Here is a 23,417-nt window from a genome sequence, read left to right on the forward strand (position 1 = left end):
AGGTGCTGCCCGAGTCGGAGGTGGTGACTCAGCCCGAGGCGTCGCCGGAACCTGAGGCAGCCCCGAGCACTGCGGCGACGCGAGTCGTCGCCGAGGTCCCCGAGGGGACGACTGCCGACGCGATCAGCATCCGCGGTCTCGTGAAGCACTTCGGCGACAATCATGCGGTCGACGGGATCGACCTCACCGTGCCCGCCGGTTCGTTCTACGGCATCGTCGGACCGAACGGCGCCGGAAAGACCACCACGCTGTCGATCGTCGCCGGCCTGCTCCGCGCCGATGCCGGCAGCATCGCGATCTGCGGCATCGATCAGGCCGCACAGCCGCTCGCAGCCAAGCGGGTGATGGGCGTGCTGCCTGACCGCCTGCGCACGTTCGACCGCCTGACCGGAAGACAGCTGCTCTATTACTACGGACTCCTCCGCGGGCTCGAGTCGAGTGTGATCGAGAAGCGCACGGCCGACCTGGCCAGAGCGTTCGATCTCGGCGATGCCCTCAGTCGAGTGGTCTCCGACTACTCGGCCGGCATGACCAAGAAGATCATGCTCGCCGGAGCCATGATCCACTCGCCGCGGGTGCTGGTGCTCGATGAGCCGTTCGAGTCCGTGGACCCGGTGTCGTCCGCCGTGATCCTCGACATCCTCCGTGCATATGTCGCGCACGGCGGAACCGTGATCCTGTCGAGCCATGGCATGGATCTGGTCGAGCGCGTGTGCTCACGGGTCGCGATCATCGTCGGCGGCGAAGTGCTCGCCGAGGGCACGATCGACGAGGTCCGCGCAGGTCAGACGCTCGAGGCTCGTTTCGTCGAGCTCTCCGGCGGTATCGGAGAGGTGGAGGGACTCGAGTGGCTGCACATGTTCTCCGACTGAGGTTCGCACTCCTCATCGGGTCGTTGCGCGGCGAGCGTCGAGTTCGAACACTCATCACGTTCGCGGCCGTGATCGCGGTCACCGCCGCCGTCTGCATCGCCGTGCTCACGCTCGCCGATGCGCCGGTCGCCGCCGCGCGCACCGTCGCAGTGCTGGGCGGCGCCGCGATCCTGCTCGGCTTCCTCGTCGGCCCGATCCTCGTCGGCACGGTCGACCAACTCGATCCCCGTCGGTTCGCGGTGTTCGGGGTCGACGAGCGCCGGATGCCGTGGGTGCTCGTGCTGGCCTCCTTCGTGAGCGTGCCGAGTCTCGCGCTTCTCGCCGTCTACATCAGCGTGTGCGTCGTCGCGATCCAGGCCGGTGCGCCGTGGCTGCCGGCCGTGCTGGTGACCATCATCGGCGCGATCAGCACCGTCCTGATCGCGCGGATCGGGATGGCGCTCAACGCGCTCTTCCTCCCTGAGCGACGCTCGCGGGAGCTCACGGCGGTGTTCGCGCTCGCGCTCATCGTCGTCGCGTTCCCCGTCGCGGTCTTCTTCGCCTCCCTCCGGTGGGACGGACAGGTCCCCGCGTCGCTCCAGTCGCTCACCGGGGTCTTCGGAGCGAGTCCGCTCGCGGCAGCTCCTGGCTTCCTCTTCGCGTCGGCCGCCGGTGACACCGCAGCCGCCTGGACCAGCGGAATCATCGCCGTCGTCACCCTGGTCGCGCTCAGCGCGCTGTGGGCGTGGCTCGTGCGTCGGCTGCTCACGACCACCGAACGCCCCGTCACCGCGCGAGAGCGCACCGGGCTCGGCTGGTTCGGACTGCTGCCGTCGAATGCCTTCGGTGCGATCGCGTCGCGCAGCCTCGTCTACTGGCTCCGCGACCGCCGCTACATCATGAACATCATCGTGGTGCCGGTGGCCGGGGTGCTGACGGTGTTCCCACTGCTGGTCGCCGGCGTGCCCCTGGAGATCGCCGCGCTGATCCCGGTACCGGTGATGGCGCTGTTCTTCGGGTGGCTCCCGCACAACGACGTCGCCTACGACTCGACCGCACTCTGGACGCACGTCGCGAGCGGCGTGCGGGGCGTGCCCGACCGTCTCGGCCGCCTCGTGCCGGTCTTCCTGGTCGCGCTCCCGGTGCTCGCGATCGTGATCCCGCTCTCGCTGCTCACGATCTCCGACTGGCGTCTGCTGATGCCGCTGACCGGACTCGCCGCGAGCCTCCTGTTCTCCGCGCTCGGCATCTCGAGCATCGTCTCGGTGGTCGCACCGTATGCGGTGTCTCGCCCTGGCGACAGCCCGTTCCAGCAGCCGCAGCGTCCGACGTCGCGCGGTGCCTTCGGTCCCGCCGCCGCGTTCCTCGGTGCCATCGTCGTGAGCGCGCCCGTCATCTGGCTCTTCGGGGCCACGATCATCGAGGGCCCGCAGTTCGCGGTGGTCACGTTCTGGGTCGGCATCGGCATCGGGCTCGTCGTGCTCGCAGCGGGTGTCGCCCTCGGCGGCCGGATCTTCGAGCGCAGCGGTGAACGTCTGATGGAGTTCGTCGAGACGGCATGATCGAGCGCCCACGGGGCTGTCGGCGCGGCTAGACTCTCGGGATGAGTACTCCGCTGGACAGCCCCGATCAGGGCGGCGTGACAACGCTTGATCGCGAACTGGAAGAGCTTCTCCGCGAGGAGAACCTGGAGCCAGGGGACCACGAGCGATTCTCGCATTACGTCAAGAAGGACAAGATCCTCGAGTCGGCGATCACGGGCAAGCCCGTGCGCGCACTCTGCGGCAAGAAGTGGACTCCGGGGCGCGACCCCGAGAAGTTCCCGATCTGCCCCACGTGCAAGGAGATCTACGAGTCGATGATGAACTGACGGACGCAGTCCGACAGTTCAGGCGATGTCGGTGTAGACCGTCGGGATCGCCGGATCCGACTTGCTGAGCGCCAGCGCCCGCACCGGCAGCTCCTCGCGCACGCGCAGGTGATGCGCCCGTGCCGATGCGGTGCCCGGCGCACCTTCATACGACTCGTCGATGTCGCCCGCATCCATGAACGTCACCTGCAGCGGCCGACCTTCGACGTGCTCGGCCGGCGCGTCGAGCTGCTCGAAGCCGTCTGCGACCAGGATGGTCTCCGCGGCGGCCACGCCGTCCTCGAGCGTGCGGAACGCGGCCTTGCGCCCTCCATGCGATGCCTTGTCGGTCGAGGCCTTTGCGACGCCGACCCAGGAGCCGTCGGAGTCCTGTCGGGCCACGAGCTTGTAGACCATGCTCGCCGTGGGATACCCGGACCCGGTCACGACCGATGTGCCGACGCCGTATGAATCGACGGGGGATGCCGCGAGCGCGGCGATCGCGTACTCGTCGAGGTCGCTGGTCACGGTGATGCGCGTGCCGGTCGCTCCGAGCTCGTCCAGCTGCGCTCGCACCTCCCCGGCCACGATCGGCAGGTCGCCCGAGTCGATGCGGACCCCGCCGAGCCCGGTGCCGGCGACGCGGATGGCCGTCTCGACGCCGGTCCGGATGTCGTAGGTGTCCACGAGCAGTGTGGTGCCAGGACCGAGACTGTCGACCTGGGCCTGGAACGCCTGCTCTTCGGTGTCATGCAGCAGCGTCCATGAGTGCGCAGCAGTGCCCATGGTCGGGATGCCCCATCGGCGGCCGGCCTCGAGGTTGCTGGTCGCCTTGAACCCGGCGATGTACGCGGCGCGGGCCGCTGCGACGGCCGATTGCTCGGCTGCCCGGCGAGAACCCATCTCGGCGAGCGGACGCTCGCCGGCGGCGATGCTCATGCGAGACGCGGCGGTGGCGACCGCGGAGTCATGGTTGAGCACGCTCAGCGCGAGCGTCTCGAGCACCACGGCATCGGCGAACGTCCCCTCGACCGTGAGGATCGGGGAGCCGGGGAAGTACAGCTCGCCCTCGCGGTAGCCCTTGACCGACCCGGTGAAGCGGTACTTCTCGAGGTAGGTGAGGGAATCGGCATCCACGATGTCGTTGTCGCGCAGGAAGCGCAGCTCGTCGTCGCCGAACCGGAAGTCGCGGATGAGGCTGAGCAGCCGTCCGGTGCCCGCCACGACGCCGAATCGGCGCCCGCCGGACAATCGTCGGGAGAACAGCTCGAAGACACTCGGACGAGACGCAGTGCCATCGCGGAGTGCGGCCGCGAGCATCGTGAGTTCGTAGCGATCGGTGAGCAGCGCCGTCGACGTGGTCATGCGCTCAGCTTAGTGAGCGTCGCGATGCATGACCTGCTCGCACGCGACTAGGCTGGTGAGTCATGAACGACGCACCGATCGGGATCTTCGACTCAGGCGTCGGCGGGCTCACGGTGGCCAGGGCCATCCGCGCTCAGCTGCCCCGCGAATCGTTCGTCTACATCGGCGACACGGCGCACTCGCCCTATGGGCCCAAGCCCATCGCCGACGTCCGACGATACTCGCTCGAGGTGCTCGACACCCTGGTCGACCAGGGCGTGAAGATGCTCGTGATCGCGTGCAACACCGCCTCGGCCGCGATGCTGCGGGACGCACGCGAGCGCTATGACATCCCGGTGGTCGAGGTCATCGGGCCGGCGGTGCGACGCGCGGTGTCCACGACGCGCAACGGCCGCGTCGGTGTGATCGGCACAGTCGGCACGATCGGCTCCCGCGCCTATCAGGACATGCTCGAGGTGAATGAGCGGCTGCAGGTCTTCACCGCCGCGTGCCCGCGCTTCGTCGAGTTCGTCGAGGGTGGCATCACCGGCACGCCAGAGGTCCTCGAGATCGCCGAACAGTACCTCGCTCCGTTGCGGGAGGCGGAGGTCGACACACTCGTGCTCGGCTGCACGCACTATCCGTTCCTGCGCGGCGCGATCAGCTACGTCATGGGGGAGGGCGTCACGCTCGTCTCCAGTGACGACGAGACGGCCGGCGACGTCTATCGCCAGTTGGTCCGTGGCGACCTCCTGGCCTCGCCCGGTGCCGTGGCGACCTACGTCTACGAGGCGACCGGCGACTCCACCGTCGAGTTCACGGCCCTCGCCAACCGTCTCATGGGCCGCGAGGTCCGTGACGTGCAGCTCGTGCAGACCGGCGTCATCACGCTTCCGCACGCGCTCCCTGAACCGCACTGACCCGACGCACCGCTCACCCGAACCCTCACCCCCCCCGAACGAAGGACTCCCATGACCGACATCGTCCGTGCCGACGGCCGCTCCACCGATCAGCTCCGCGAGATCACGATCGAGCGGGGCTGGAGCGCGCACGCCGAGGGCTCTGCCCTGATCAGCTTCGGCGGCACGAAGGTGCTGTGCACGGCGTCGTTCACGAACGGCGTGCCGCGCTGGCTCACCGGCAAGGGCAAGGGCTGGGTCACGGCCGAGTACTCGATGCTCCCGCGCGCCACGAACAGCCGCAACGACCGTGAGAGCGTGAAAGGTCGCATCGGCGGCCGCACGCACGAGATCTCGCGCCTGATCGGCCGCGCCCTTCGCGCAGTGGTCGACACGAAGGCACTCGGCGAGAACACGATCGTGATCGACTGCGACGTGCTGCAGGCCGATGGCGGCACGCGCACCGCTGCGATCACCGGCGCCTACGTCGCGCTCGCGGATGCGATCGAGTGGGGCCGCGAGAAGAAGTTCATCGGCAAGAACGCGACGCCGCTGCGCGACTCGGTCGCCGCCGTCTCGGTCGGCATCATCGACGGCGAGCCCATGCTCGATCTGGCATACGTCGAGGATGTGCGCGCCGAGACCGACATGAACATCGTCGTGACCGGTCGCGGGCTGTTCGTCGAGGTGCAGGGAACCGCCGAAGGCGCACCCTTCGACAAGCGCGAACTCGATGCGCTGCTCGACCTCGGCGTCGCCGGCTGCGCGACGCTCAAGGATCAGCAGCTGGCGGCGCTGGCAGGCGAGTGATGAAGGTCGTCCTCGCGACGCACAATCCGCACAAGGTCGCGGAGTTCCAGCAGATCGTCGCGATGGCGCGGCCTGATCTCGAGGTCGTCGGCTACGACGGCCCCGAGCCCGTCGAGGACGGAGTCACATTCGCGGAGAATGCCCTGATCAAGGCCCGCGCCGCGGCAGCTCACACCGGGCTCGCTGCGCTGGCCGACGACTCCGGCATCTGCGTGGACGTGCTCGGCGGTTCGCCCGGCGTGTTCTCGGCCTACTGGGCCGGGCAGAAGAAGGATGCCGCGGCGAACCTGGAGCTGCTCCTCGACCAGCTCCAGGACATCGCCGACCCGCACCGTACCGCTCACTTCACCTCGACGATCGCGCTCGTGACAGCAGACGGAGCCGAGCACGTCGTGGTCGGCGACTGGCCGGGACGGCTCGCGCACGCCGCCTCCGGCGGCGGTGGCTTCGGCTACGACCCGATCTTCATCCCGGACGGTCAGCCGGCTGACGAGGAGCGCACGGTCGGTGACTTCACGGCCGAGGAGAAGCAGTCGCAATCGCACCGTGCGAGGGCGTTCGCCGAGCTCGTGCCGTTGCTCACCGCGCTCTGATCCGACACCCCGGCGGCGCTGCAGCATCCTGCTGCTGAGCCTGAGAATCGTTCCTGTTATCGACTAGCCGAAATCGCCCTTCACCGGGGGATACCCGGTCTAGCCTTGGGGGCATGCACGATCACGCTCCCGCCGCCGGCGGCATCCGTTCCGCAGGGCACCGACGTCTGCTGACGATCTCGCTGTGCCTCACCGCGACGATCATGCTGGTGCAGGTCGTCGGAGCGATCCTCACCGGATCCCTCGCGCTCCTCGCCGATGCCGCGCACATGTTCACCGACGCCTCGGCGCTCGTGATCGCGCTGATCGCCGCAGCGGTCGCCGCGCGTCCGGCCGATGATCGTCGAACCTTCGGATACCAGCGCGCCGAGGTGTTCGGCGCGCTGATCAACGCCGTCATCCTGATCCTGCTCGCCGGCTGGGTGGGCTTCGAGGCGGTCACGCGGCTGCTGAATCCGAGCGATGTCGAGGTCGCTGGCCCGCTCATGCTCGTGGTGGCTGTGATCGGCCTGTTGGCCAACGCCGTCTCGATGTGGCTGCTCAGCCGCGCGCAGCGCACGAGCATCAACGTCAGAGGCGCCTACCTCGAGGTCATGGGCGACCTGATCGGATCGGCTGCTGTCATCGTCGCAGCGATCGTGATCGTCGTGACCGGCTGGATGCCCGCTGACGCGATCGCCTCGATGTTCATCGCCATCATGATCATCCCTCGCGCGATCTCCCTGCTCCGCGAGGTGTTCTCGGTGCTGTCGGAGTCGGCGCCGAAGGGGACGGCCGTCAGCGACATCCGCCAGCACCTGCTCGACTACGAAGGCGTGACCGGGGTGCATGACGTGCACGTCTGGCAGCTGACCCGTGGTGCGCCCGTGTTCAGTGCGCACGTGAGCGTCGATCCGACGCTGCTCGCCGACGGCGGCTCGCCGAAGCTGCTCTCCGAGATGCAGGCGTGCCTCGCCGACCATTTCGACGTCGAGCATTCGACGTTCCAGATCGAGCCGGCCGAGCAGTCCGACTGCGAGCCGCACCACGCCTGACCGGCCCTCGCCGGTCCCGGTCACGGTTCGCGCACGACCTCGTCGGGCGACTTGTCAGCGCGAAGCCCGCGCCACCGAGCATGCCGCAGCACGCCGTCAGGGGTCCAGTTGGCGAACTCGACCTCGCCGACGAGTTCCGGTCGCACCCACAGCGCGTCTGACGCATCGAGCGCAGGCACGCCGTCGAGGGGGGCGTCGTTCGTGCGCAGTGGCTCGAGCCGCGTCTGCAGGTCGCGCAGCGTTCGCTCGCTGAATCCCGTGCCCACCCGCCCGACGTAGCGCAGCTCGCCGCCGGGCGTCTCCGCGACGGCGAGCAGCAGCGAGCCGATGCTGCCCTCCCGATCTCCCTTCCCAGGACGGATGCCGACGATCACGCCCTCCTGCATGCGGGTGTGCTTGAGCTTGAGCCAGCCGGGGGAGCGGATGCCGGGTCGGTACCGCGAGTCCGGATCCTTCACGACCACGCCCTCGAGGCCGAACTCGTCGCTGGCCGCGAGCGCGGCGTCCAGGTCGTCGAACACCGGCGGGATGCGCACGGGCGCGTCGAGGTCGCCGGCGAGGTCCTGCAGCAGCGTTCGACGCTGGCGCAGGGGCATGGCGGTGAGGTCATGTCCGTCCAGGCGGAGCAGGTCGAACAGCAGGTACACGATCGGGGTGCGGACGACCTCGCGTTCGATCTCCCGAGGCCGGGTCAGATGCATCCGGTTCTGCAGCAGCGAGAAGCTCGGTCGCCCGTGCGCGTCGAACGCCACGACCTCGCCGTCGACGATCGCGTCATCGACCGGAAGGAACGGGGCGCCATCGGCGGTGAGCTCCGGGTACCGGGCGGTGATGTCCGTGCCGCTGCGGGCGTGCAGCTGCATCCGTCCATCGCTCCAGGTGCCCATCGCGCGGATGCCGTCCCACTTGACCTCGACCCACGACGGTGTGCTGAGGCTGCGCGCTCGTCCTGGTGTGCCGTGCTCGGCGAGCATCGGTGCGAGTGACGGGAGGGTGGCGCCGGGTGCCGGAGCTCCGCTCGGACGCGGGCGGTGCGTCCTGGCCGGGTGCGATGGGCTCGTCGGGGGAGCGGCCGCGACGCCCGCATCCGCCGTGTGCAGCGATGCCAGCGGGTCGATGCCGTCTGCGGCGCGGGCGAGCACCTCATCGAGATCGAGCTGGGCGAGGTCGGGGTCGTCGAGTTCCGCCCAGGTGCGGGGTGCCGCGACCCAGGGCTGCGCTCGTCCGCGGAGGGAGTACGGCGAGATCGTGGTCTTCTTGCCGTTGTTCTGGCTCCAGTCGAGGAAGACCTTGCCGCCGCGCACCGCTTTCGTCATGGTCGCCGTCGCGAGATCGGGATGCTCGCTCTCGATCAGGCGGGCGATCTCCTTCACGACCGCGGAGATCTCATCGCTCGTCTGCTCGCCCGGCAGTGCGGCATACAGGTGGATGCCCTTCGACCCGCTCGTCACCGGGAGCGGATCGAGCCCCATGTCGGTGAGGATGCCGCGCGCGATGCGGGCGACCGCCGCGCACTGCGCGAGGTCCACGCCGGGCCCTGGGTCGAGATCGAGCACGAGGCGGTCGGGTCGGCCGGGAAGACCGTCCGGTGTGAAGCGCCACTGCGGTACGTGCAGCTCGATCGCGGCGACCTGGGCGAGCCACACCAGCGTCGGCACGTCATCGACCAGCGGATACTCCTTCGGGCCGTCGGAGTGCTGGATCGCCTGGCGGGGTATCCACTCCGGAGCCCCGCGCTCGAGCTGCTTCGTGAAGAAAGCGTCTGCCGGAGCATCCGCCGTCCCGACGCCCTCGACCCAGCGCTTGCGGGTGACCGGGCGTCCGGCGAGCAGTGGCAGCAGGAGCGGAGCGATCGTCGAGTAGTAGGCGAAGATCTCGCCCTTCGTGGTGCCGCTGTCGGGGTAGACGACCTTGTCGAGGTTCGTCACACGCAGTCGACGGTCGTCGACCCGCACGATCTGCTCGTCTGCCGCCATGACGCCAGGCTACTGTCCGTTGCGCTGCGGCACGCGAAGGCACTGCGTCAAGGGCTGGCCGCGGAGGTCGCGGCTGGTGTTCACTGGTGTCATGAGGACGATCTGGAAGGGCGCACTGACCTTCGGGCTGGTGAACGTGCCGGTGAAGGTGTACTCCGCGACGGAGGACCACGACGTACCGCTGCACCAGGTGCACGAGAAGGACGGCGGACGCATCCGCTATCAGCGCACCTGCGAGGTGTGCGGCGAGACCGTCGCCTACGCCGACATCGATCGGGCCTACGTCGACGAGGGCACCACGGTCGTGCTCACGAAGGAGGACCTCGATTCGCTCCCTGCGGAGAAGAGCCGGGAGATCGACGTCGTCGAGTTCGTGCCATCAGAGCAGGTCGACCCGCTGACGCTCGACAAGCCGTATTACCTCGAGCCCGACTCCAAGTCGCCGAAGGCGTACGTGCTGCTGCGCAAGACGCTCGAGCAGACGGACCGCACCGCGATCGTGCGCTTCACGCTGCGACAGAAGACCCGGCTCGCCGCGCTGCGCGTACGCGGCAAGGTGCTCGTGCTGCAGACGCTGCTCTGGGCCGACGAGGTGCGCGAGGCCGACTTCCCCGCGCTGCACGAGGACGTGCGGATCTCGAAGAAGGAGCTCGAGATGTCGGCATCCCTCGTCGAGAGCTACTCCACCGATTTCGATCCGGAGGAGTTCGTCGACGAGTACCAGAAGGAGCTGCGAACGCTCATCGACGCGAAGATCGAGGCCGGCGACAGCTTCGACGTCTCGGAGACCTTCGCCGACGAGGATGCCGTGCCCAAGGGCGGCGAGGTCATCGACCTCATGGAGGCGCTGCGTGCGAGCGTTGCGCGCTCGAAGGAGAAGAAGTCGACCGAGGGCACGAAGAAGCCCGCGACGAAGAAGAGCGCCAGCTGACGCGCTCGCCGACCGGCGTCAGTGCTTGCCGTCGCCGTCGAGGTCGGGAGCCCGGTCGAACACCTCGGTGTCGAGCACGAGCTCTTCGGCTTCGGCGGCATCCGTGACGACGTCTTCGCCCTCGGCAGCGGCCTTCTTCGCCTTGTACCGCTCGGAGAAGTAGTGCCAGAGCGTGATGAGTGCCGTGCCGCCGACGGCAGCCAGGAGGATCAGGTCGATGTAGCTCTCGACGAACGCGGCGACGGGTGGGATGAAGCCGATCGCGTAGCCGAACATCGTGAGCCCGAAGCCCCAGAGGATTGCGCCGATGAGGTTGTAGAGCGTGTACTTGCGCCACGGCATGTGGCCGACGCCCGCCGCGACGGGAGCGAACGTTCGCACGATCGGCACGAACCGGGCGAGGATGACGGTGATGCCGCCGAAGCGCTCGAAGAACGCGTTCGTGCGCTCGACGTTCTTCTTGCTGAAGAGACCCGATTCCTTCCGCTCGAAGATCGCGGGTCCGCCCTTGTGGCCGATCACGTAGCCGACCTCGCCGCCGACGAACGCGGCGAGTCCGATCAGCAGCGCGACGATCCAGACGTTGATGCCGAAGACGCCGTGCTCGGATGCGCCGATCGGATGCGAGAGCAGCCCCGAGATCACCAGGAGCGTGTCGCCGGGCAGCAGGAAGCCGACCAGCAGGCCGGTCTCGGCGAAGACGATGAAGCACACGACCAGGAGCGCCCACGGACCAGCCGCGCCGATGATCGTCTGGGGGTCGAGCCAGGGGATGAGTGCTGTCGGTGCGTGCATCATCGATTCGAACACTGAGGATTCCCGTCGGTCGTGACTGGTCGGCGGATTGCGGTGCGGATGCCGCAGCATCCGTCGTGCGGAAGGTGGGACTTGAACCCACACGCCCTGGGGCACAGGAACCTAAATCCTGCGTGTCTGCCAATTCCACCACTCCCGCGCGGTGGTCTCATTCTACTGACCGCCGGGTCAGTGATTCTGGGGATCGGCCCGCAGTTGCGGGGCCGACGTCTCGGGGCCATCGCGGCTGTGGATAACTTCCACGCCGCGGCGGGTGATCTTGCGAGGATGCTCGGGTGAATCCTCCCTCCGCTGCTGTCGCCGATCGCGTGCGTATGCGACTGCGGGCCGAGCACACGGATCCGTCGATGGTGCCGGATGCTGCTCGGCGGGTGGCGCTGTCAGAGGTCCGTCGTCACAACGACATGGCGCTCGCCCGTGGTGAGGAGCTCATCGCCGACGAGGCCGAGTGCGTGCGCGACGTGCTCGCGGCGGTGACGGGGTTCGGGGCGTTGCAGCCGCTGCTCGACGACCCGGAGATCGAGGAGATCTGGGTGAACGGCCCAGGGCAGGTGCACGTCGCCAGGGGAGGCGTAGCCGCACGCGTGGATCTGCGGCTGACCGAGGGGACGCTGCGGGATCTGGTGGAGCGGATGCTGCAGTCCTCGGGGCGTCGCGTCGACATCGGCCAGCCGTTCGTCGATGCCTCGCTGCCGGACGGCTCGCGCCTGCATGTCGCGATCGCGGATGTCGTGCGGGGCTCGTGGGCGGTGAACATCCGCAAGTTCCTTCCGCGATACCGGACGCTGGAGGCGTTGACCGCCCAGGGAACGATGCCGGCGGAGGTCGCGGAGCTGCTGCGCGCGGCGATGCTGGACGGGCGAAGCGTCATCGTGTCCGGCGCGACGCATGCGGGCAAGACGACGCTGCTCGGCGCGCTGCTGCAGGCGTGCGCGCACGAGCAGCGGATCATCACGGTGGAGGAGACGTTCGAGCTCGCTGTCGATGGCCCGGATGTCGTCGCTCTGCAGGGACGGCAGGCGAGCATCGAGGGCACCGGCGAGATCACGCTCCGACGACTCGTCAAGGAGGCGCTGCGCATGCGGCCCGACCGGCTCGTGGTCGGCGAGGTCCGCGACGCGGAGGCGCTCGACCTCGTGCTCGCGCTGAACACCGGCGTGCCCGGCGCGGGCACCGTGCACGCGAACTCGGCGTCCGAGGCGCTCGACAAGCTCACGATGCTTCCCCTGCTCGCCGGGAGGAACATCGACAGGGCGTTCATCGCCCCGGCGCTCGCGTCGGCTGTCGGACTCGTCGTGCACTGCGCACGCGAATCGAGTGGCGCGAGGCGCGTGCAGGAGGTGATCGCCCCGACCGGACAGATCGTCGACGGGCGCATCGTCACTCGGGTGCTCTACTCGGCTGCGCTCACGGTGGTCGGAGAAGGCGCCGATGTCCCGGTCCGCGTGCGCAGGCGCGCCGATGAGGTGGCGTCGTGAGAGTGATGCTCGGCGCGCTCCTCGCGGCCGGGGTGCTGCTGAGCCTGTCGCCGTGGATGTGGCCGCGTGCTGCACGGGGAGCGACGATCGAGCGTCGTGGCCCGCTCGCTCGCCTCCGCGAAGAAGCGGGCCTCGGATCGCTCACGCAGCGTGCGCTGCTGAGCCTGATCGCCGCGACAGCGCTCGCCGCGGCATCCGTCGTCTGGCTCCTCACCGGCCTCCCCGTGCTCGCTGTGCTGGCTGCGATCGCCGGCGGATCAGCGCCGGTGATGTTCCTCCGCGGGCGGAGGGTCCGGCTGCGGCGTGTCCGCAGGCAGCTGTGGCCCGACGTGTGCGACCTGCTGGTCGCCTCGATCCGTGTCGGGCTCTCGCTGCCGGACGCCGTCGCGGGGCTCGGCGAGTCGGCCCCCGCTGCACTGCGTCCGGCGTTCGTGGTGTTCGCCCGCGATCTGCAGGCCACCGGCCGCTTCGAGTCGAGTCTCGACCGGCTCAAGACCACGCTCGCAGACCCGATCGGCGACCGCATCATCGAGACCCTCCGAATGGCGCGGCAGGTCGGCGGTACCGAGCTCACCACGGTGCTGCGAGCGCTCTCGACGTCGGTGCGAGCGGACGCCGCACTGCGAGGCGAGGTCGAGGCACGGCAGTCGTGGATCCGCGGGGCAGCTGTGCTCGGTGCCGTGGCGCCGTGGGTCATCCTCGGACTGCTCGTGATGCGCCCGGAGGGTGCGTCGGCGTACGGGACTCCCGAAGGGGTGCTGGTGATCTGCGTCGGCGCCGCGATCTCGGTCGTCGCCTTCCGCATCATGATCAGGATCGGGCGGCTTGCCGAACCGCGACGGTGGTTCGGATGAACGCGATCTCGGCTGCGGCCACCGCAGTGCTCATGGGCGGGATCTTCGCCGGCGGTGTGCTGCTCCTCCTCGCGGCTGTCCCCTCGTGGCGGGCGGCATCACTGGTGTCGAGGATCGCCCCGTATGTGCGCGACGTCGTGCCGGACGAGCGGCTACCTGATGACGTACTCCCCATGGCCGGGGTGCTGCCGACGACGGGCGTCGCGCCGTGGCGCTGGGCGAAGTCGGCGTTCGAGGGGGCGATCGGCGGGGGAGAGGCACTCCGGCTCCGACTGGCGCAGGCGGGGTCGCGGACCGAGCCGTCGACGTTCCGTGCCAGGCAGCTCGGGTGGATCCTCGTCGGCATCGGGTCAGGGGCCGCGGTGGTGATCGTGCTGGTGCTCACGGGGCAGATGACGCCGCCGATCGTGCTGGTCCCCGTTCTCGCGGGTGGCATCGCCGCGGCCGTGTACGACATGCAGCTGTCGGCGAGAGTCGCGTCGCGACGAGCGCGGCTCGCTGATGAACTGCCGACGATGCTCGAGTTCCTCTCACTGTGTCTGTCAGCGGGTGAAGGGCTGCTGGACTCATTGCGGCGGGTGACCGGTGTCGGCTCGGGGGAACTCGTCGGTGAGCTGCGACAGGTCGTGCTCGCGGTCGGCACGGGGTCTCCGCTCGCCGACGCACTGGGCGAGATGGCGGCGAGACTGCAGCTCCCCGGCCTCACGCGCGCCGTCGACCAGGTCGTCGCAGCGTTGGAGCGCGGAGCGCCGCTCGCCGGCGTGCTGCAGGCTCAGGCCGGCGATGCCCGTGAAGACGCCAAGCGCACCCTGATCGAACAGGCCGGCCGCAAGGAGATCCTGATGCTCCTGCCACTCGTGTTCCTGATCCTCCCGCTGTCCGGACTGTTCGCGATCTACCCCGGACTCTTCATCCTGCGTCTCGGCATCATCTGAGCGCCCACGAAAGGAACGACATGACCACGCTTCGACGCCGGAACGACATCTCCGCCTGGACCAGGGCGCTGGTCGACGACGAGGCCGGGGACGTGCCGGGCTGGGTGCTCGTGACCTTGATGACCGCCGGGCTCGTCGTCCTCATCTGGGCGGTCGCTGGCCCAGCCCTCTCGGCGCTGTTCGAGCAGGCGATCCAGCGGGTGTCCGGACTCTGATGCGCCGGCCGCTGCCGCTGGGGGACGAACGCGGGTCGAGCCCCGTGGAATTCCTGCTGGTCGGCACGCTGCTCACCATCCTCACCCTCGCCGTGCTGCAGCTCGCCTTCGCGGTCTACGTCCGCAACGTCGTGCACGATGCAGCGGTGGAGGGCGCGTACCACGCTGCGCTCGCCGATACCGGGCTCGACGAGGGCGCAGAGCGCACGCGGGACGTGATCACGCGCGCGGTGGGTGCGAGCTATGCCGAGGAGATCACCGTCGGCAGGTCGACACGTCTGGGGTATCCGACGATCGATGTGCGAGTGCGCACGACGCTGCCCGTGATCGGACTCCTCGGAGTCCCCCGCGTCTGGGAGGTGGAAGCGCATGCGCCGGAGGAGAGCCTGGGTGACGGATGACGAGGGCTCGGCCGCGCTCGAGTTCATCACCGTCGGCGTGATCCTGCTGGTGCCGCTGGTCTACCTGGTCATCGTGCTCGGGACGGTGCAGGAGCAGGCGTTCGGCGTCGAAGCCGCTGCGCGGCACACGGCGCGAGCGATCGCGATGGCGCCCGATGCCGAGGCCGCCGCTGCGCGGAGCGACGCAGTGCTGGAGGGCGTGATCGGCGAGTACGCGATGGATGCCGGCTCAGTGCAGACAGGAGTGGTGTGCGTGCCGGCCGGAGCCGCGTGCCCCGCCGCGGGGACGACCGTGATCGTGACCGTCGCCACACGCGTGCGCCTGCCGTTCGTGCCCGCGGTGTTCGGCCTCGACCGTGCATTGTCGATTCCGGTGGAGGCGTCTGCGTCGCAGAAGGTGTCGCGGATGTGGGGGGGATGACCGTGCGCGATCATCCCCAGAACGATGACGAGGGCAGCGTGCTGCTGCTCATCATCGGCTACGTGCTGCTCGCGCTGGCCGTGCTCTTCGTCTGCGTGTGCGCCACAGACCTCTACCTCGCGCAGAAGCGCATCGACTCGCTCGCGGATGCGGCGGCGCTCGCCGGAGCCGACGGGTTCACCCTGGTCGTCGACGGCGAGAACGTGCGGGCCGAGCTGAGTGACGACGGCGTGCGCGCTCAGGCTCAGGCGCTGTGGGCGGCGCTGCCGCGCGACGCCGAGCTCGTGTCCGCGGACACCCCCGATGGGGTCTCGGCGCGCGTCACGGTGTCGACACAGTGGATGCCGCCGCTCATCGCGCCGTTCGTGCCCGAGGGAGTGCGGCTGGAATCGACGGCGACGAGCCGCACGGCGCTGCAGTGAGCTCGGACCCCGAGTCGGGTCGCCGTCAGCCTCGCGCCTGCAACCGCTCCAGCAGCCCGCGCAGCCGCGGGGCGAGCTGTTCCGGCGCCTCGGCTGGCAGCGCGTCGACCGGCCACCAGCGCACGTCGGCGGATTCGTCACTCACCGTGAGGGCGAGCTCGGGGTCGGCGATCATCGCCACTCCGATGTCGAAATGCGAGGCGCAGCGCCCGAATCTCGACGAGAGCGCGTGATGGTCGAGGTCGTAGAGCAGGGGAGTGGTCGGCACCGCGGCGATCCCGGTCTCCTCGCGCAGTTCACGCAGCGCGGCATCCGTCACCGACGCATCGCCGTCTTCCATGTGACCGCCGGGCTGCACCCAGAACCGTCCCTTGCCGTGGAACACGAGCAGCGTCCGCGTCAGAGTCTCGTCGAACACGACGGATGATGCCGTCGCATGGTGCGGTCCGGACTCGCGCGACACCGGACCCGAGTCGTCGCCGAAGGTGTCGGCGAAGTCCGCCTGCATCTCCCGCTCACGGTCCGACTGCGGCACGAGCTCGGCGACGAGCCGCTGCACCTCGGTCGACAGCATCCGACTCATCGTCCGTCCTCGTCCGGCTTGACCCTCGGCACGAACCGAGGGATCCATCGGATGAACCCGAGCGCGCCGACGATGCCGACGACGCCCATCGTGGCGGCGGCGATCGGGAGCGAGGCGATGGCGACGATCCCGGAGATCGCGAGCGGGGCGATCGCGCCGCCGGCGTCCGTCAGCGTGCGCCACGAGCCGAGGAACGGCGCGGGGTCGCGCTTGGGCGCCACGTCAGCGCCGAGGGTCAGCAGGATGCCGCTGGACAGCCCGTTGCCGACGCCGAGCACAGCGGCGAACATGCCGTACCAGAGCACCGCGGCGTCGACATCGTGCGAGACGGAGAGGGCGAAGAACCCGGCACCCATCAGCACCATCGCTGGCATCGCCGCCCAGAGCCGGCCGAAGCGGTCCATGACCTGGCCGCTGGCGTAGAACAGGGCGAAGTCGATCGCACCCGAGATGCCGACCACGAGCGCGATCGTCGAGGCGTCGAGGCCGAGCGACAGGCCCCACAGCGGCAGCATCACCTGGCGAGCCGAGCGCATGGCCGACAGCGAGGCGGCAGCGAGGCCCAGTCTGCCGAGCACCGAGCGCTGCTGCCACATCGTGCGGAAGACGCCGATGCGCTCGATCGTCGAGATCGATCCGCTGACGGGTTCGCCGGAGTCCTCGAGGAACGGCCTGGTCGACGGACGCGTGATCGGCGGGTTCTTCTTCTCGGGGTCGGGGCCGAACAGCACGAGCAGCACCATCACGACCAGGCAGCCGAGGAAGAACCAGATCGCCGCGGCCTCCGCGCCGAACAGCTGCAGGAGGCCGGCGGCCACGAACGGTCCGATGAAGATGCCGAGGCGGAAGCTGCCGCCCAGCAGCGACAGGGCACGGGCGCGCACCACGAGCGGCACGCGCGTCGTCATGAACGCATGCCGGGCGAGGCCGAAGGCCGCAGCGCAGAACCCGAGCAGGAAGACGGATGCCGCAAGCACGCCGATGGACGGAGCCACCAGCATCCCCGCGGCTGCGGCCATCGAGATCACGCCGGCGATGACCATCGTGAAGCGCTCACCGATGCGGGCGACCGCCCAGCCGGCCGGCAGATTGCCGCACAGCTGGCCGACGACGAGCGCCGAGGCCACGAGTGCGGCAGCCGCCACGTCGGCGCCCATCCGCGAGGCGATCACCGGGATGAGCGGGATCACCGCGCCCTCGCCGAGGGAGAACAGGACCGTCGGCAGATACACCATCGGCCCGAACTGTCTCAGAACCGTCGATGCGCCACTCACGCTTCGAGGCTACCCCCGCGTCCGGCATGTCCTGTCCGGCCGGTCGCGTGCCGTCTGAGAACGCAGGCAGCACCCGGCCGCCGGGCAGGATAGGCTCGGATATCATGCTCGAACTTGATCTTTCCGCCGAAATCCAGGCGCTCAGGCACACCTTCGGCGACATCAGCGAGGTCGTCGACGTCAACCGACTGCGCGAGGACATCGCGCGACTCAGCGAGGAAGCCGGTGCCCCCGACCTCTGGGACGACACCGAGAACGCGCAGAAGGTGACCAGCGCCCTCAGCCACCGGCAGTCCGAGCTCGCCCGCATCACCGGCATCGCCCAGCGTCTCGACGACCTCGAGGTGCTGATCGGTCTCGCGAACGAGATGGGCGACGAGGACTCCGCGGTCGAGGCGCGTGCCGAGCTCACGGCGCTCACCGATCTGATCAACCAGCTCGAGGTGCAGACCCTGCTCGACGGCGAGTACGACGAGCGTTCAGCGATCATCACGATCCGCTCCGGAGCCGGCGGCGACGACGCGACCGACTTCGCCGAGATGCTCATGCGCATGTACCTGCGCTGGGCCGAGCGCCACAAGTACCCGGTCAAGGTCATGGACACGTCCTACGCCGAAGGCGCCGGCATCAAGTCCGCGACGTTCGAGATCGACGCCCCGTACGCGTTCGGCACGATCTCGGTCGAGGCCGGCACGCACCGTCTCGCCCGCATCAGCCCGTTCGGCTCCGCCGACAAGCGCCAGACGTCGTTCGCCGCCGTCGAGGTCATCCCGCTGATGGAGGAGGCGACCGAGGTCGACATTCCGGAGAACGACATCCGCGTCGACGTCTTCCGCTCCTCGGGCCCCGGTGGGCAGTCGGTCAACACGACCGACTCGGCCGTCCGCCTCACGCACCTCCCGACCGGCATCGTCGTCTCGATGCAGAACGAGAAGTCGCAGATCCAGAACCGCGCAGCCGCGATGCGCGTGCTCCAGACCCGCCTCCTGCTGCTGCAGAAGGAGCAGGAAGCCGCGAAGAAGAAGGAACTCGCGGGGAACATCACCGCGAGTTGGGGCGACCAGATGCGCTCGTACTTCCTCTATGGACAGCAGCTGGTGAAGGACCTGCGCACGGGCCAGGAGTCGGGGAACCCGGCTGCCGTGTTCGACGGCGACCTCGACGACTTCATCTCCGCCGGCATCCGCTGGCGCAAGCGTCCGACCGACGACTGATCGTCGTGCGATGCAGAAGGCCCCGGGAGCGTTGAACTCCCGGGGCCTTCTCGTTCGGTGGGATTCAGCGATCCGCGCCCTCGAGGGTGCCGGTCACGTCGTCGTAGCTGAAGACGATGCAGTGGACAGTGCGGTCGTCCATTCGGTTCCACGACATCTGGGTCGGCCAGTAGGTGTAGAAGTCGAGTTCGGACTGCTCGTAGGACATGCCGACGAACCCCTCGAACTCGGCGAGGCAGCGTTCCTCGGCCTCCTGGTACAGGACGTCGTCGCCCGGGTACTCGCCGTCGTCGAACTGGTAGATGAAATAGACCTCGTCGGTGTGCGGTCGATCGCAGGGGACCACCGGCACCTCGAAGATCTCGTCCTCGTACTCCACCAGGGGGATGCAGTCGCCCACTGCAAGTCGATCGAAGGGCACCATCCTGGCGCCTTCGATCTCAGACGGGTCCTCGGCGGGGTCCGCAGCGCCGTCGTCGACCGACGGGCGCTCGCTCGGAGTCGCCTGAACGCCGCCGGCCTCCACGATGGAGCTGAACCCGAGGGAGACGAGCGAGACGGCGAGCGCCAGGATCGCGCCGATGACGGTCACGCCGACGCCGGTGATTCCTGGCCACTTCGCGCCGCGCAGGAACAGCGAGACGATCGAGGTCACGAACGCCACGCCGAGCACGATCCATCCGACGGCGGAGATCGGCGGGATGCAGGCGAGGACGACGCCCACCGCTGCAGCGATGAGGCCGATGAGTCCGAGCACCGAGATCCTGCGTGGTGCGGTCGGTGCAGGCGTGGGTGCCGGGGCGACGGGCTGACCCGCAGCGGGATACCCGCCGGCGTTCGTTCCTGGATACGTGCCCATCTGTGAGATGGGGTGCGCGGTCAGGGTGTCGAGCACGAAGGGCGGCGCGAACACCTCGGTCGGTGCGGCGGGGGCGGCGGGCGCGGCCGGCTCTGCGGCCTCTCCGGCGGTGACAGCCGGATTCCCTGTCGGCTCGTCAGCGGCCGGCTGCGGACCCGCGACGACATGCGCCGTCCACTGCTCCCCGTCCCACCATCGCCGGTTTCCTGAGCCGTCGTCGTACCAGCCTGCAGGTGTTGTCATCGGGCGTCCTCGTCGTCTGTCCTGGGGTCGATGATCGATGTGACGAACCCTCGGCGGCCACTCGGGCGAAGACTCCGGATTCATCGATCATCATGAAGCTATCGGGACGGCCCAGCGCGATGGGTCACGACACGGTCACGGATGCCGAAGGCCCCGGGAGCCGACGCTCCCGGGGTCTTCCGGATCATGTGCTGCGGATCAGCCGACGAGGCAGGACGCGACCGTGTCGGTGTCGCTGAGCACCTCGGCCACCCCGGATGCTGCGGCCATGTCGGTGAGCGTTCCGTCGCTGTCGGCGACCGCGCGCAGCGTCTCGTCAGAGAGGTCGGAGACGACGAACGCGTCAGCGAGGCAGAGCATCTGCGCGTCGGTGTACGCGCCACCGGCGGTCGTGTTGAAGATGGCCTTCAAACCGACAGCGACCTCTTCCGCGGTCGGACGGGTGCCGCTGACGGTGCCGTCGTCAGGAGTGGCGGAGCTCTCGGGAGCGGGCGTGGCCTCGGCGGTGGCGGAGCTGGACGGCCCGTTGTACTCCTCGCTCACACCCTGCGCGAAGGCGAAGAGGTAGACGAACGACATGATGACGCCGAGGATCGTGCCGACCACAGCTAGGCTGAGGCCCGTGATCCCCGGCCACTTCTTGCCCTTGAGGAACACCGAGATGAGCGAGACGATGAAGCCGGCCGCCAGGACGAAGAATCCGATGAGCCCGATCACCGGGATGAAGACGAGGATCGTACCGATCACCGAGAGGCCGAGACCGACCAGCCCGAGGATGGAGACCTTCTTCGGCTCTGTCGGTGCGCTGACCGCATACGGGTCTGCGGCCGGGTAGCCGCCGGCACCGGGCGTGTACGAGCCGGGGTAGCCGCCGGTCGGCTGCGCCGGTGCGCTCCCGGGATACTGCGGTGCGGTCGGCGCTCCGTACGGCGGCGCAGCTGGTGCCGCGAACGAGGTGGTCGCGGGCTGCGAGGAGTCGGGCTGCGGGACCACGTCATGTCCGGCATCCGGGTTGATCACCGTCTCGTCGACGCGGACCACCGTATCGTCGAGCGAGGGCTCTTCGACTGCCGAGACGTCGGTCTCAGAAGGCGAGGACTCCGCGGGAGCTGCGTCCTCGACGGGCGCTGCGGCCTCCGGTGCGAAGTGCTCGGTCCACTGCTGGCCGTCCCACCAGCGCTGACGACCGGATCCGTCGTCGTACCAGCCTGCAGGTGTCGTCATGGTTTCCCCCTAGAAGATCTCGGCGCATGCGCGAGCGGCGCGATGGCACCTTCATGTATAGCAGTGCCCGACGACAGACTTCCGGCCCCCGGCAGGGGAGAAGTCCCCATGCCGTTCGAGTCGGGACTCGCTGCCCGGGGTGTCGCTCGCGGCCAGGGGAGAAGCCGCACTTAGGCTCGTAGCGCCATGATTCGGTTCGAGAACGTCACGAAACGCTACCGGGGGACGTCGAAGCCCGCCCTTTCCAACGTCGACTTCGAAGTGCAGCGCGGGGAGTTCGTCTTCCTCGTCGGCGCCTCGGGCTCCGGCAAGTCGTCCTGCCTGCGCCTCATCCTGCGCGAGGACGTGCCCACATCGGGTCGCGTCGCCGTGCTCGGCCGAGACCTGCGCTCGCTCGCGAACCGCAAGGTGCCGTACTTCCGGCGCCACATCGGCTCCGTCTTCCAGGATTTCCGGCTGCTGCCGTCGAAGACCGTCTTCCAGAACGTCGCGTTCACCCTGCAGGTCACCGGCTCCTCGCGCGGATTCATCCAGCAGGCTGTGCCCGAGGCGCTCGCGCTGGTCGGTCTGGACGGCAAGCAGAAGCGGATGCCGCACGAGCTCTCCGGTGGCGAACAGCAGCGCGTCGCGATCGCGCGCGCGCTCGTCAACCGTCCGCAGGTGCTGCTGGCCGATGAGCCGACCGGAAACCTCGACCCGGCGACGTCGGTCGACATCATGCAGCTGCTCGCGCGGATCAACGCCGGTGGGACGACCGTGCTGATGGCAACGCATGAGGCGGGCTTCGTCGACCAGATGCAGCGCCGAGTGATCGAGCTCAGCGACGGCGTCATGGTCCGCGACGAGGTGCACGGCGGCTACGGCGACACCTCGAACATCCCGCGCCTGGTGCCTGCAGAGGTCCGCGGGGCGGCAGCCGCGGCCGCGCTCACCGCCGTGCAGGAGGTGCAGCGGCAGACCGCCGACCTCTCGATCGTGCGCGCAGCGCTCACCGAGGAGCTCAGCTCGCAGCGCAAGGCAGCGGCATCAGCCCCCGTCGCAGCACCGCAGCCTGCACCTGTCGCACCTGCCGACACCCCGGTCGCGGTCGATCCGCAGGAGGAGGTCGTGCCGCCGGAGCCGGTGGCACCCGGTCCGGCTCCCGCCGACCAGCCGGTCGCCCCCGGCCCCCGCACGCATCCGATCGTGCTGCCCCAGGTCGATGTCGCCGAGCTCGGCGTCGCCGATCGCCTCGGCCTGTCGGATGCCGATGACGAGGAAGTGGGACCGACCTCATGAGAATCGGTCTGATCCTCGCCGAAGCGCTCGGCGGCCTGCGCCGCAACATCTCGATGGTGATCTCCGTCGTGCTCGTCACCTTCGTCTCGCTGACCTTCGTCGGCGCTGCGATCCTCATGCAGGGCCAGATCGGCGTGATGCGCGGCTACTGGGCCGAACGTGCCCAGGTCGCCGTCTACATGTGCTCCGCGGTCTCCCAATCCGACACCTGCGTCGACGGCTCGGCCAGCGAGGAACAGGTGGAGGCCGTCCGTGCCCAGCTCGAGGGCGATGCGCTCTCGCCGCTGATCAGCTCGATGACCTTCGACACGAAGGAAGACACCTACGCCAAGCTCGTCGACCAGCTCGGGGCCGACCAGGCCAGCGTGCTGACCCCAGACCAGGCGTTCGAGGTGTTCTTCGTGACCATGAAGGACCCGGGGCAGTCGAGCGTGCTCTCCGAGGCGTTCAGCGGCCAAGCAGGGGTCGAGCAGGTGAAGGACCAGCTGCAGTACCTCGAACCGCTGTTCTCAGCGCTGACCGTGGCCACCTACATCGCGGTCGGCATCGCCGTGCTGATGCTGATCGCCGCGACCCTGCTGATCGCGACGACGATCCGATTGTCGGCGTATGCGAGACGCAAGGAGATCGGCATCATGCGGCTGGTCGGCGCCTCGAACCGCTTCATCCAGACGCCGTTCGTGCTCGAGGGCGTCTTCGCGGCATTCCTCGGGTCAGCGCTGGCGAGTGCCGCGGTCGTCGCAGGGCTGCACTTCGGCGTGAACGGCTATCTGCGCGGACGGGTGCCGTTCATCACCACCTGGGTGACGATGCAGGATGCGCTCCTGGTCGTGCCGGTGCTGATCGGCATCGGGGTGATCCTGGCCGCGCTGTCAGCCGGATTCGCGATCCGGCGCTGGCTGCGCGCCTGACG

General features: G+C 69.0%; 25 protein-coding genes and 1 tRNA gene. 18 read left to right on the forward strand and 8 right to left on the reverse strand.

All coding sequences use genetic code 11. From position 1 onward, the window contains the following. Positions 1 to 5 precede the first annotated feature (5 nt). The 3 genes from V7Z82_RS18125 to V7Z82_RS12215 all read left to right on the forward strand — a co-directional run bounded on the left by V7Z82_RS18125 (position 6) and on the right by V7Z82_RS12215 (position 2,721). Positions 6 to 872: an ABC transporter ATP-binding protein gene (locus tag V7Z82_RS18125; protein WP_442927634.1), complete on the forward strand. Its 867-nt coding sequence runs from the start codon at positions 6 to 8 to the stop codon at positions 870 to 872. Positions 873 to 940: 68 nt separating this feature from the next. Then, on the forward strand, positions 941 to 2,413 hold the full coding sequence (locus tag V7Z82_RS12210) for a hypothetical protein (RefSeq protein WP_334151825.1): 1,473 nt from the start codon (positions 941 to 943) through the stop codon (positions 2,411 to 2,413). A gap of 41 nt (positions 2,414 to 2,454) precedes the next feature. Further along, complete coding sequence (locus tag V7Z82_RS12215; RefSeq protein ID WP_045279772.1) at positions 2,455 to 2,721, forward strand: DUF3039 domain-containing protein; 267 nt, start codon at positions 2,455 to 2,457, stop codon at positions 2,719 to 2,721. 18 nt (positions 2,722 to 2,739) lie between these two features. Here V7Z82_RS12215 and V7Z82_RS12220 read toward each other — a convergent pair whose 3' ends face one another. Beyond that, entirely contained in the window at positions 2,740 to 4,065 is a 1,326-nt protein-coding gene (locus V7Z82_RS12220) for a nicotinate phosphoribosyltransferase (RefSeq protein ID WP_334151826.1), read from the reverse strand. 62 nt (positions 4,066 to 4,127) lie between these two features. On the opposite strand from V7Z82_RS12220, the gene murI reads away from it, so the two are divergent. The 4 genes from murI (at position 4,128) to V7Z82_RS12240 (ending at position 7,380) form a co-directional block, all read left to right on the forward strand. Next, positions 4,128 to 4,964: a glutamate racemase gene (murI, locus tag V7Z82_RS12225; protein WP_334151827.1), complete on the forward strand. Its 837-nt coding sequence runs from the start codon at positions 4,128 to 4,130 to the stop codon at positions 4,962 to 4,964. Between the two features lie 51 nt (positions 4,965 to 5,015). After that, positions 5,016 to 5,753 (forward strand): ribonuclease PH, encoded by a 738-nt coding sequence (rph, locus tag V7Z82_RS12230; protein ID WP_334151828.1) that lies wholly within the window; start codon positions 5,016 to 5,018, stop codon positions 5,751 to 5,753. Further along, a complete protein-coding gene (rdgB, locus tag V7Z82_RS12235) occupies positions 5,753 to 6,346 on the forward strand; it encodes an RdgB/HAM1 family non-canonical purine NTP pyrophosphatase (RefSeq protein WP_334151829.1) in 594 nt (197 codons plus the stop codon). Before rph ends, rdgB begins: the two co-directional genes overlap by 1 nt. A gap of 113 nt (positions 6,347 to 6,459) precedes the next feature. Further along, positions 6,460 to 7,380, forward strand: a complete 921-nt coding sequence (locus V7Z82_RS12240) for a cation diffusion facilitator family transporter (RefSeq protein ID WP_334151830.1) — start codon at positions 6,460 to 6,462, stop codon at positions 7,378 to 7,380. A 20-nt stretch (positions 7,381 to 7,400) separates the two neighbouring features. Here the strand turns inward: V7Z82_RS12240 and ligD are convergent, their stop codons facing one another. Continuing rightward, positions 7,401 to 9,356, reverse strand: a complete 1,956-nt coding sequence (ligD, locus tag V7Z82_RS12245; RefSeq protein WP_334151831.1) for a non-homologous end-joining DNA ligase — start codon at positions 9,354 to 9,356, stop codon at positions 7,401 to 7,403. Positions 9,357 to 9,447: 91 nt separating this feature from the next. On the opposite strand from ligD, the gene ku reads away from it, so the two are divergent. Beyond that, positions 9,448 to 10,287, forward strand: coding sequence for a non-homologous end joining protein Ku (gene ku, locus V7Z82_RS12250; RefSeq protein WP_334151832.1), 840 nt, complete (start codon positions 9,448 to 9,450; stop codon positions 10,285 to 10,287). Between the two features lie 18 nt (positions 10,288 to 10,305). Here ku and V7Z82_RS12255 read toward each other — a convergent pair whose 3' ends face one another. Both V7Z82_RS12255 and V7Z82_RS12260 read right to left on the reverse strand, forming a co-directional pair. Then, the gene (locus V7Z82_RS12255; protein ID WP_334151833.1) at positions 10,306 to 11,082 is read right to left on the reverse strand and encodes a DedA family protein; all 777 of its coding nucleotides are present in this window, start codon (positions 11,080 to 11,082) and stop codon (positions 10,306 to 10,308) included. A gap of 78 nt (positions 11,083 to 11,160) precedes the next feature. Then, positions 11,161 to 11,242 (reverse strand) — tRNA-Leu (locus V7Z82_RS12260). Positions 11,243 to 11,378: 136 nt separating this feature from the next. Between V7Z82_RS12260 and V7Z82_RS12265 the strand changes: the two genes are divergently transcribed. Genes V7Z82_RS12265 through V7Z82_RS12295 form a run of 7 tightly spaced genes read left to right on the forward strand, consistent with a single transcriptional unit; the run spans position 11,379 to position 15,829 of the window. After that, complete coding sequence (locus V7Z82_RS12265; protein ID WP_334151834.1) at positions 11,379 to 12,581, forward strand: CpaF family protein; 1,203 nt, start codon at positions 11,379 to 11,381, stop codon at positions 12,579 to 12,581. Between the two features lie 5 nt (positions 12,582 to 12,586). Beyond that, positions 12,587 to 13,435 carry a type II secretion system F family protein gene (locus V7Z82_RS12270; RefSeq protein ID WP_334151885.1) on the forward strand — a complete coding sequence of 283 codons (849 nt, stop codon included), beginning with the start codon at positions 12,587 to 12,589 and terminating at the stop codon, positions 13,433 to 13,435. Continuing rightward, entirely contained in the window at positions 13,432 to 14,370 is a 939-nt protein-coding gene (locus V7Z82_RS12275) for a type II secretion system F family protein (RefSeq protein ID WP_334151835.1), read from the forward strand. The genes V7Z82_RS12270 and V7Z82_RS12275 overlap by 4 nt, the downstream gene beginning before the upstream one ends. Before the next feature lie 20 nt (positions 14,371 to 14,390). After that, on the forward strand, positions 14,391 to 14,585 hold the full coding sequence (locus tag V7Z82_RS12280) for a hypothetical protein (RefSeq protein ID WP_334151836.1): 195 nt from the start codon (positions 14,391 to 14,393) through the stop codon (positions 14,583 to 14,585). Positions 14,586 to 14,629: 44 nt separating this feature from the next. Continuing rightward, complete coding sequence (locus tag V7Z82_RS12285) at positions 14,630 to 14,986, forward strand: TadE family protein (RefSeq protein WP_442927631.1); 357 nt, start codon at positions 14,630 to 14,632, stop codon at positions 14,984 to 14,986. Next, complete coding sequence (locus tag V7Z82_RS12290; RefSeq protein ID WP_334151838.1) at positions 14,976 to 15,407, forward strand: TadE family protein; 432 nt, start codon at positions 14,976 to 14,978, stop codon at positions 15,405 to 15,407. The genes V7Z82_RS12285 and V7Z82_RS12290 overlap by 11 nt, the downstream gene beginning before the upstream one ends. After that, a complete protein-coding gene (locus tag V7Z82_RS12295; RefSeq protein WP_334151839.1) occupies positions 15,404 to 15,829 on the forward strand; it encodes a pilus assembly protein TadG-related protein in 426 nt (141 codons plus the stop codon). Before V7Z82_RS12290 ends, V7Z82_RS12295 begins: the two co-directional genes overlap by 4 nt. A 25-nt stretch (positions 15,830 to 15,854) precedes the next feature. Here the strand turns inward: V7Z82_RS12295 and V7Z82_RS12300 are convergent, their stop codons facing one another. Next, positions 15,855 to 16,412, reverse strand: a complete 558-nt coding sequence (locus V7Z82_RS12300; protein WP_334151840.1) for an NUDIX hydrolase — start codon at positions 16,410 to 16,412, stop codon at positions 15,855 to 15,857. Continuing rightward, a complete protein-coding gene (locus tag V7Z82_RS12305; protein WP_334151886.1) occupies positions 16,409 to 17,647 on the reverse strand; it encodes an MFS transporter in 1,239 nt (412 codons plus the stop codon). The genes V7Z82_RS12300 and V7Z82_RS12305 overlap by 4 nt, the downstream gene beginning before the upstream one ends. Before the next feature lie 143 nt (positions 17,648 to 17,790). Between V7Z82_RS12305 and prfB the strand changes: the two genes are divergently transcribed. Beyond that, entirely contained in the window at positions 17,791 to 18,900 is a 1,110-nt protein-coding gene (gene prfB / locus V7Z82_RS12310) for a peptide chain release factor 2 (protein ID WP_334151841.1), read from the forward strand. Between the two features lie 64 nt (positions 18,901 to 18,964). Here the strand turns inward: prfB and V7Z82_RS12315 are convergent, their stop codons facing one another. Together V7Z82_RS12315 and V7Z82_RS12320 are read right to left on the reverse strand one after the other, a co-directional pair. Further along, positions 18,965 to 20,002, reverse strand: a complete 1,038-nt coding sequence (locus tag V7Z82_RS12315; protein WP_334151842.1) for a DUF2510 domain-containing protein — start codon at positions 20,000 to 20,002, stop codon at positions 18,965 to 18,967. 198 nt (positions 20,003 to 20,200) lie between these two features. Continuing rightward, entirely contained in the window at positions 20,201 to 21,226 is a 1,026-nt protein-coding gene (locus tag V7Z82_RS12320; protein WP_334151843.1) for a DUF2510 domain-containing protein, read from the reverse strand. Between the two features lie 186 nt (positions 21,227 to 21,412). Between V7Z82_RS12320 and ftsE the strand changes: the two genes are divergently transcribed. Further along, positions 21,413 to 22,504, forward strand: a complete 1,092-nt coding sequence (gene ftsE, locus V7Z82_RS12325; RefSeq protein ID WP_334151844.1) for a cell division ATP-binding protein FtsE — start codon at positions 21,413 to 21,415, stop codon at positions 22,502 to 22,504. Continuing rightward, positions 22,501 to 23,415 (forward strand): permease-like cell division protein FtsX, encoded by a 915-nt coding sequence (gene ftsX, locus V7Z82_RS12330; RefSeq protein WP_045279790.1) that lies wholly within the window; start codon positions 22,501 to 22,503, stop codon positions 23,413 to 23,415. Before ftsE ends, ftsX begins: the two co-directional genes overlap by 4 nt. Positions 23,416 to 23,417: the final 2 nt, after the last annotated feature.

This window comes from Microbacterium sp. (assembly GCF_036823965.1).
Lineage (GTDB): Bacteria > Actinomycetota > Actinomycetes > Actinomycetales > Microbacteriaceae > Microbacterium.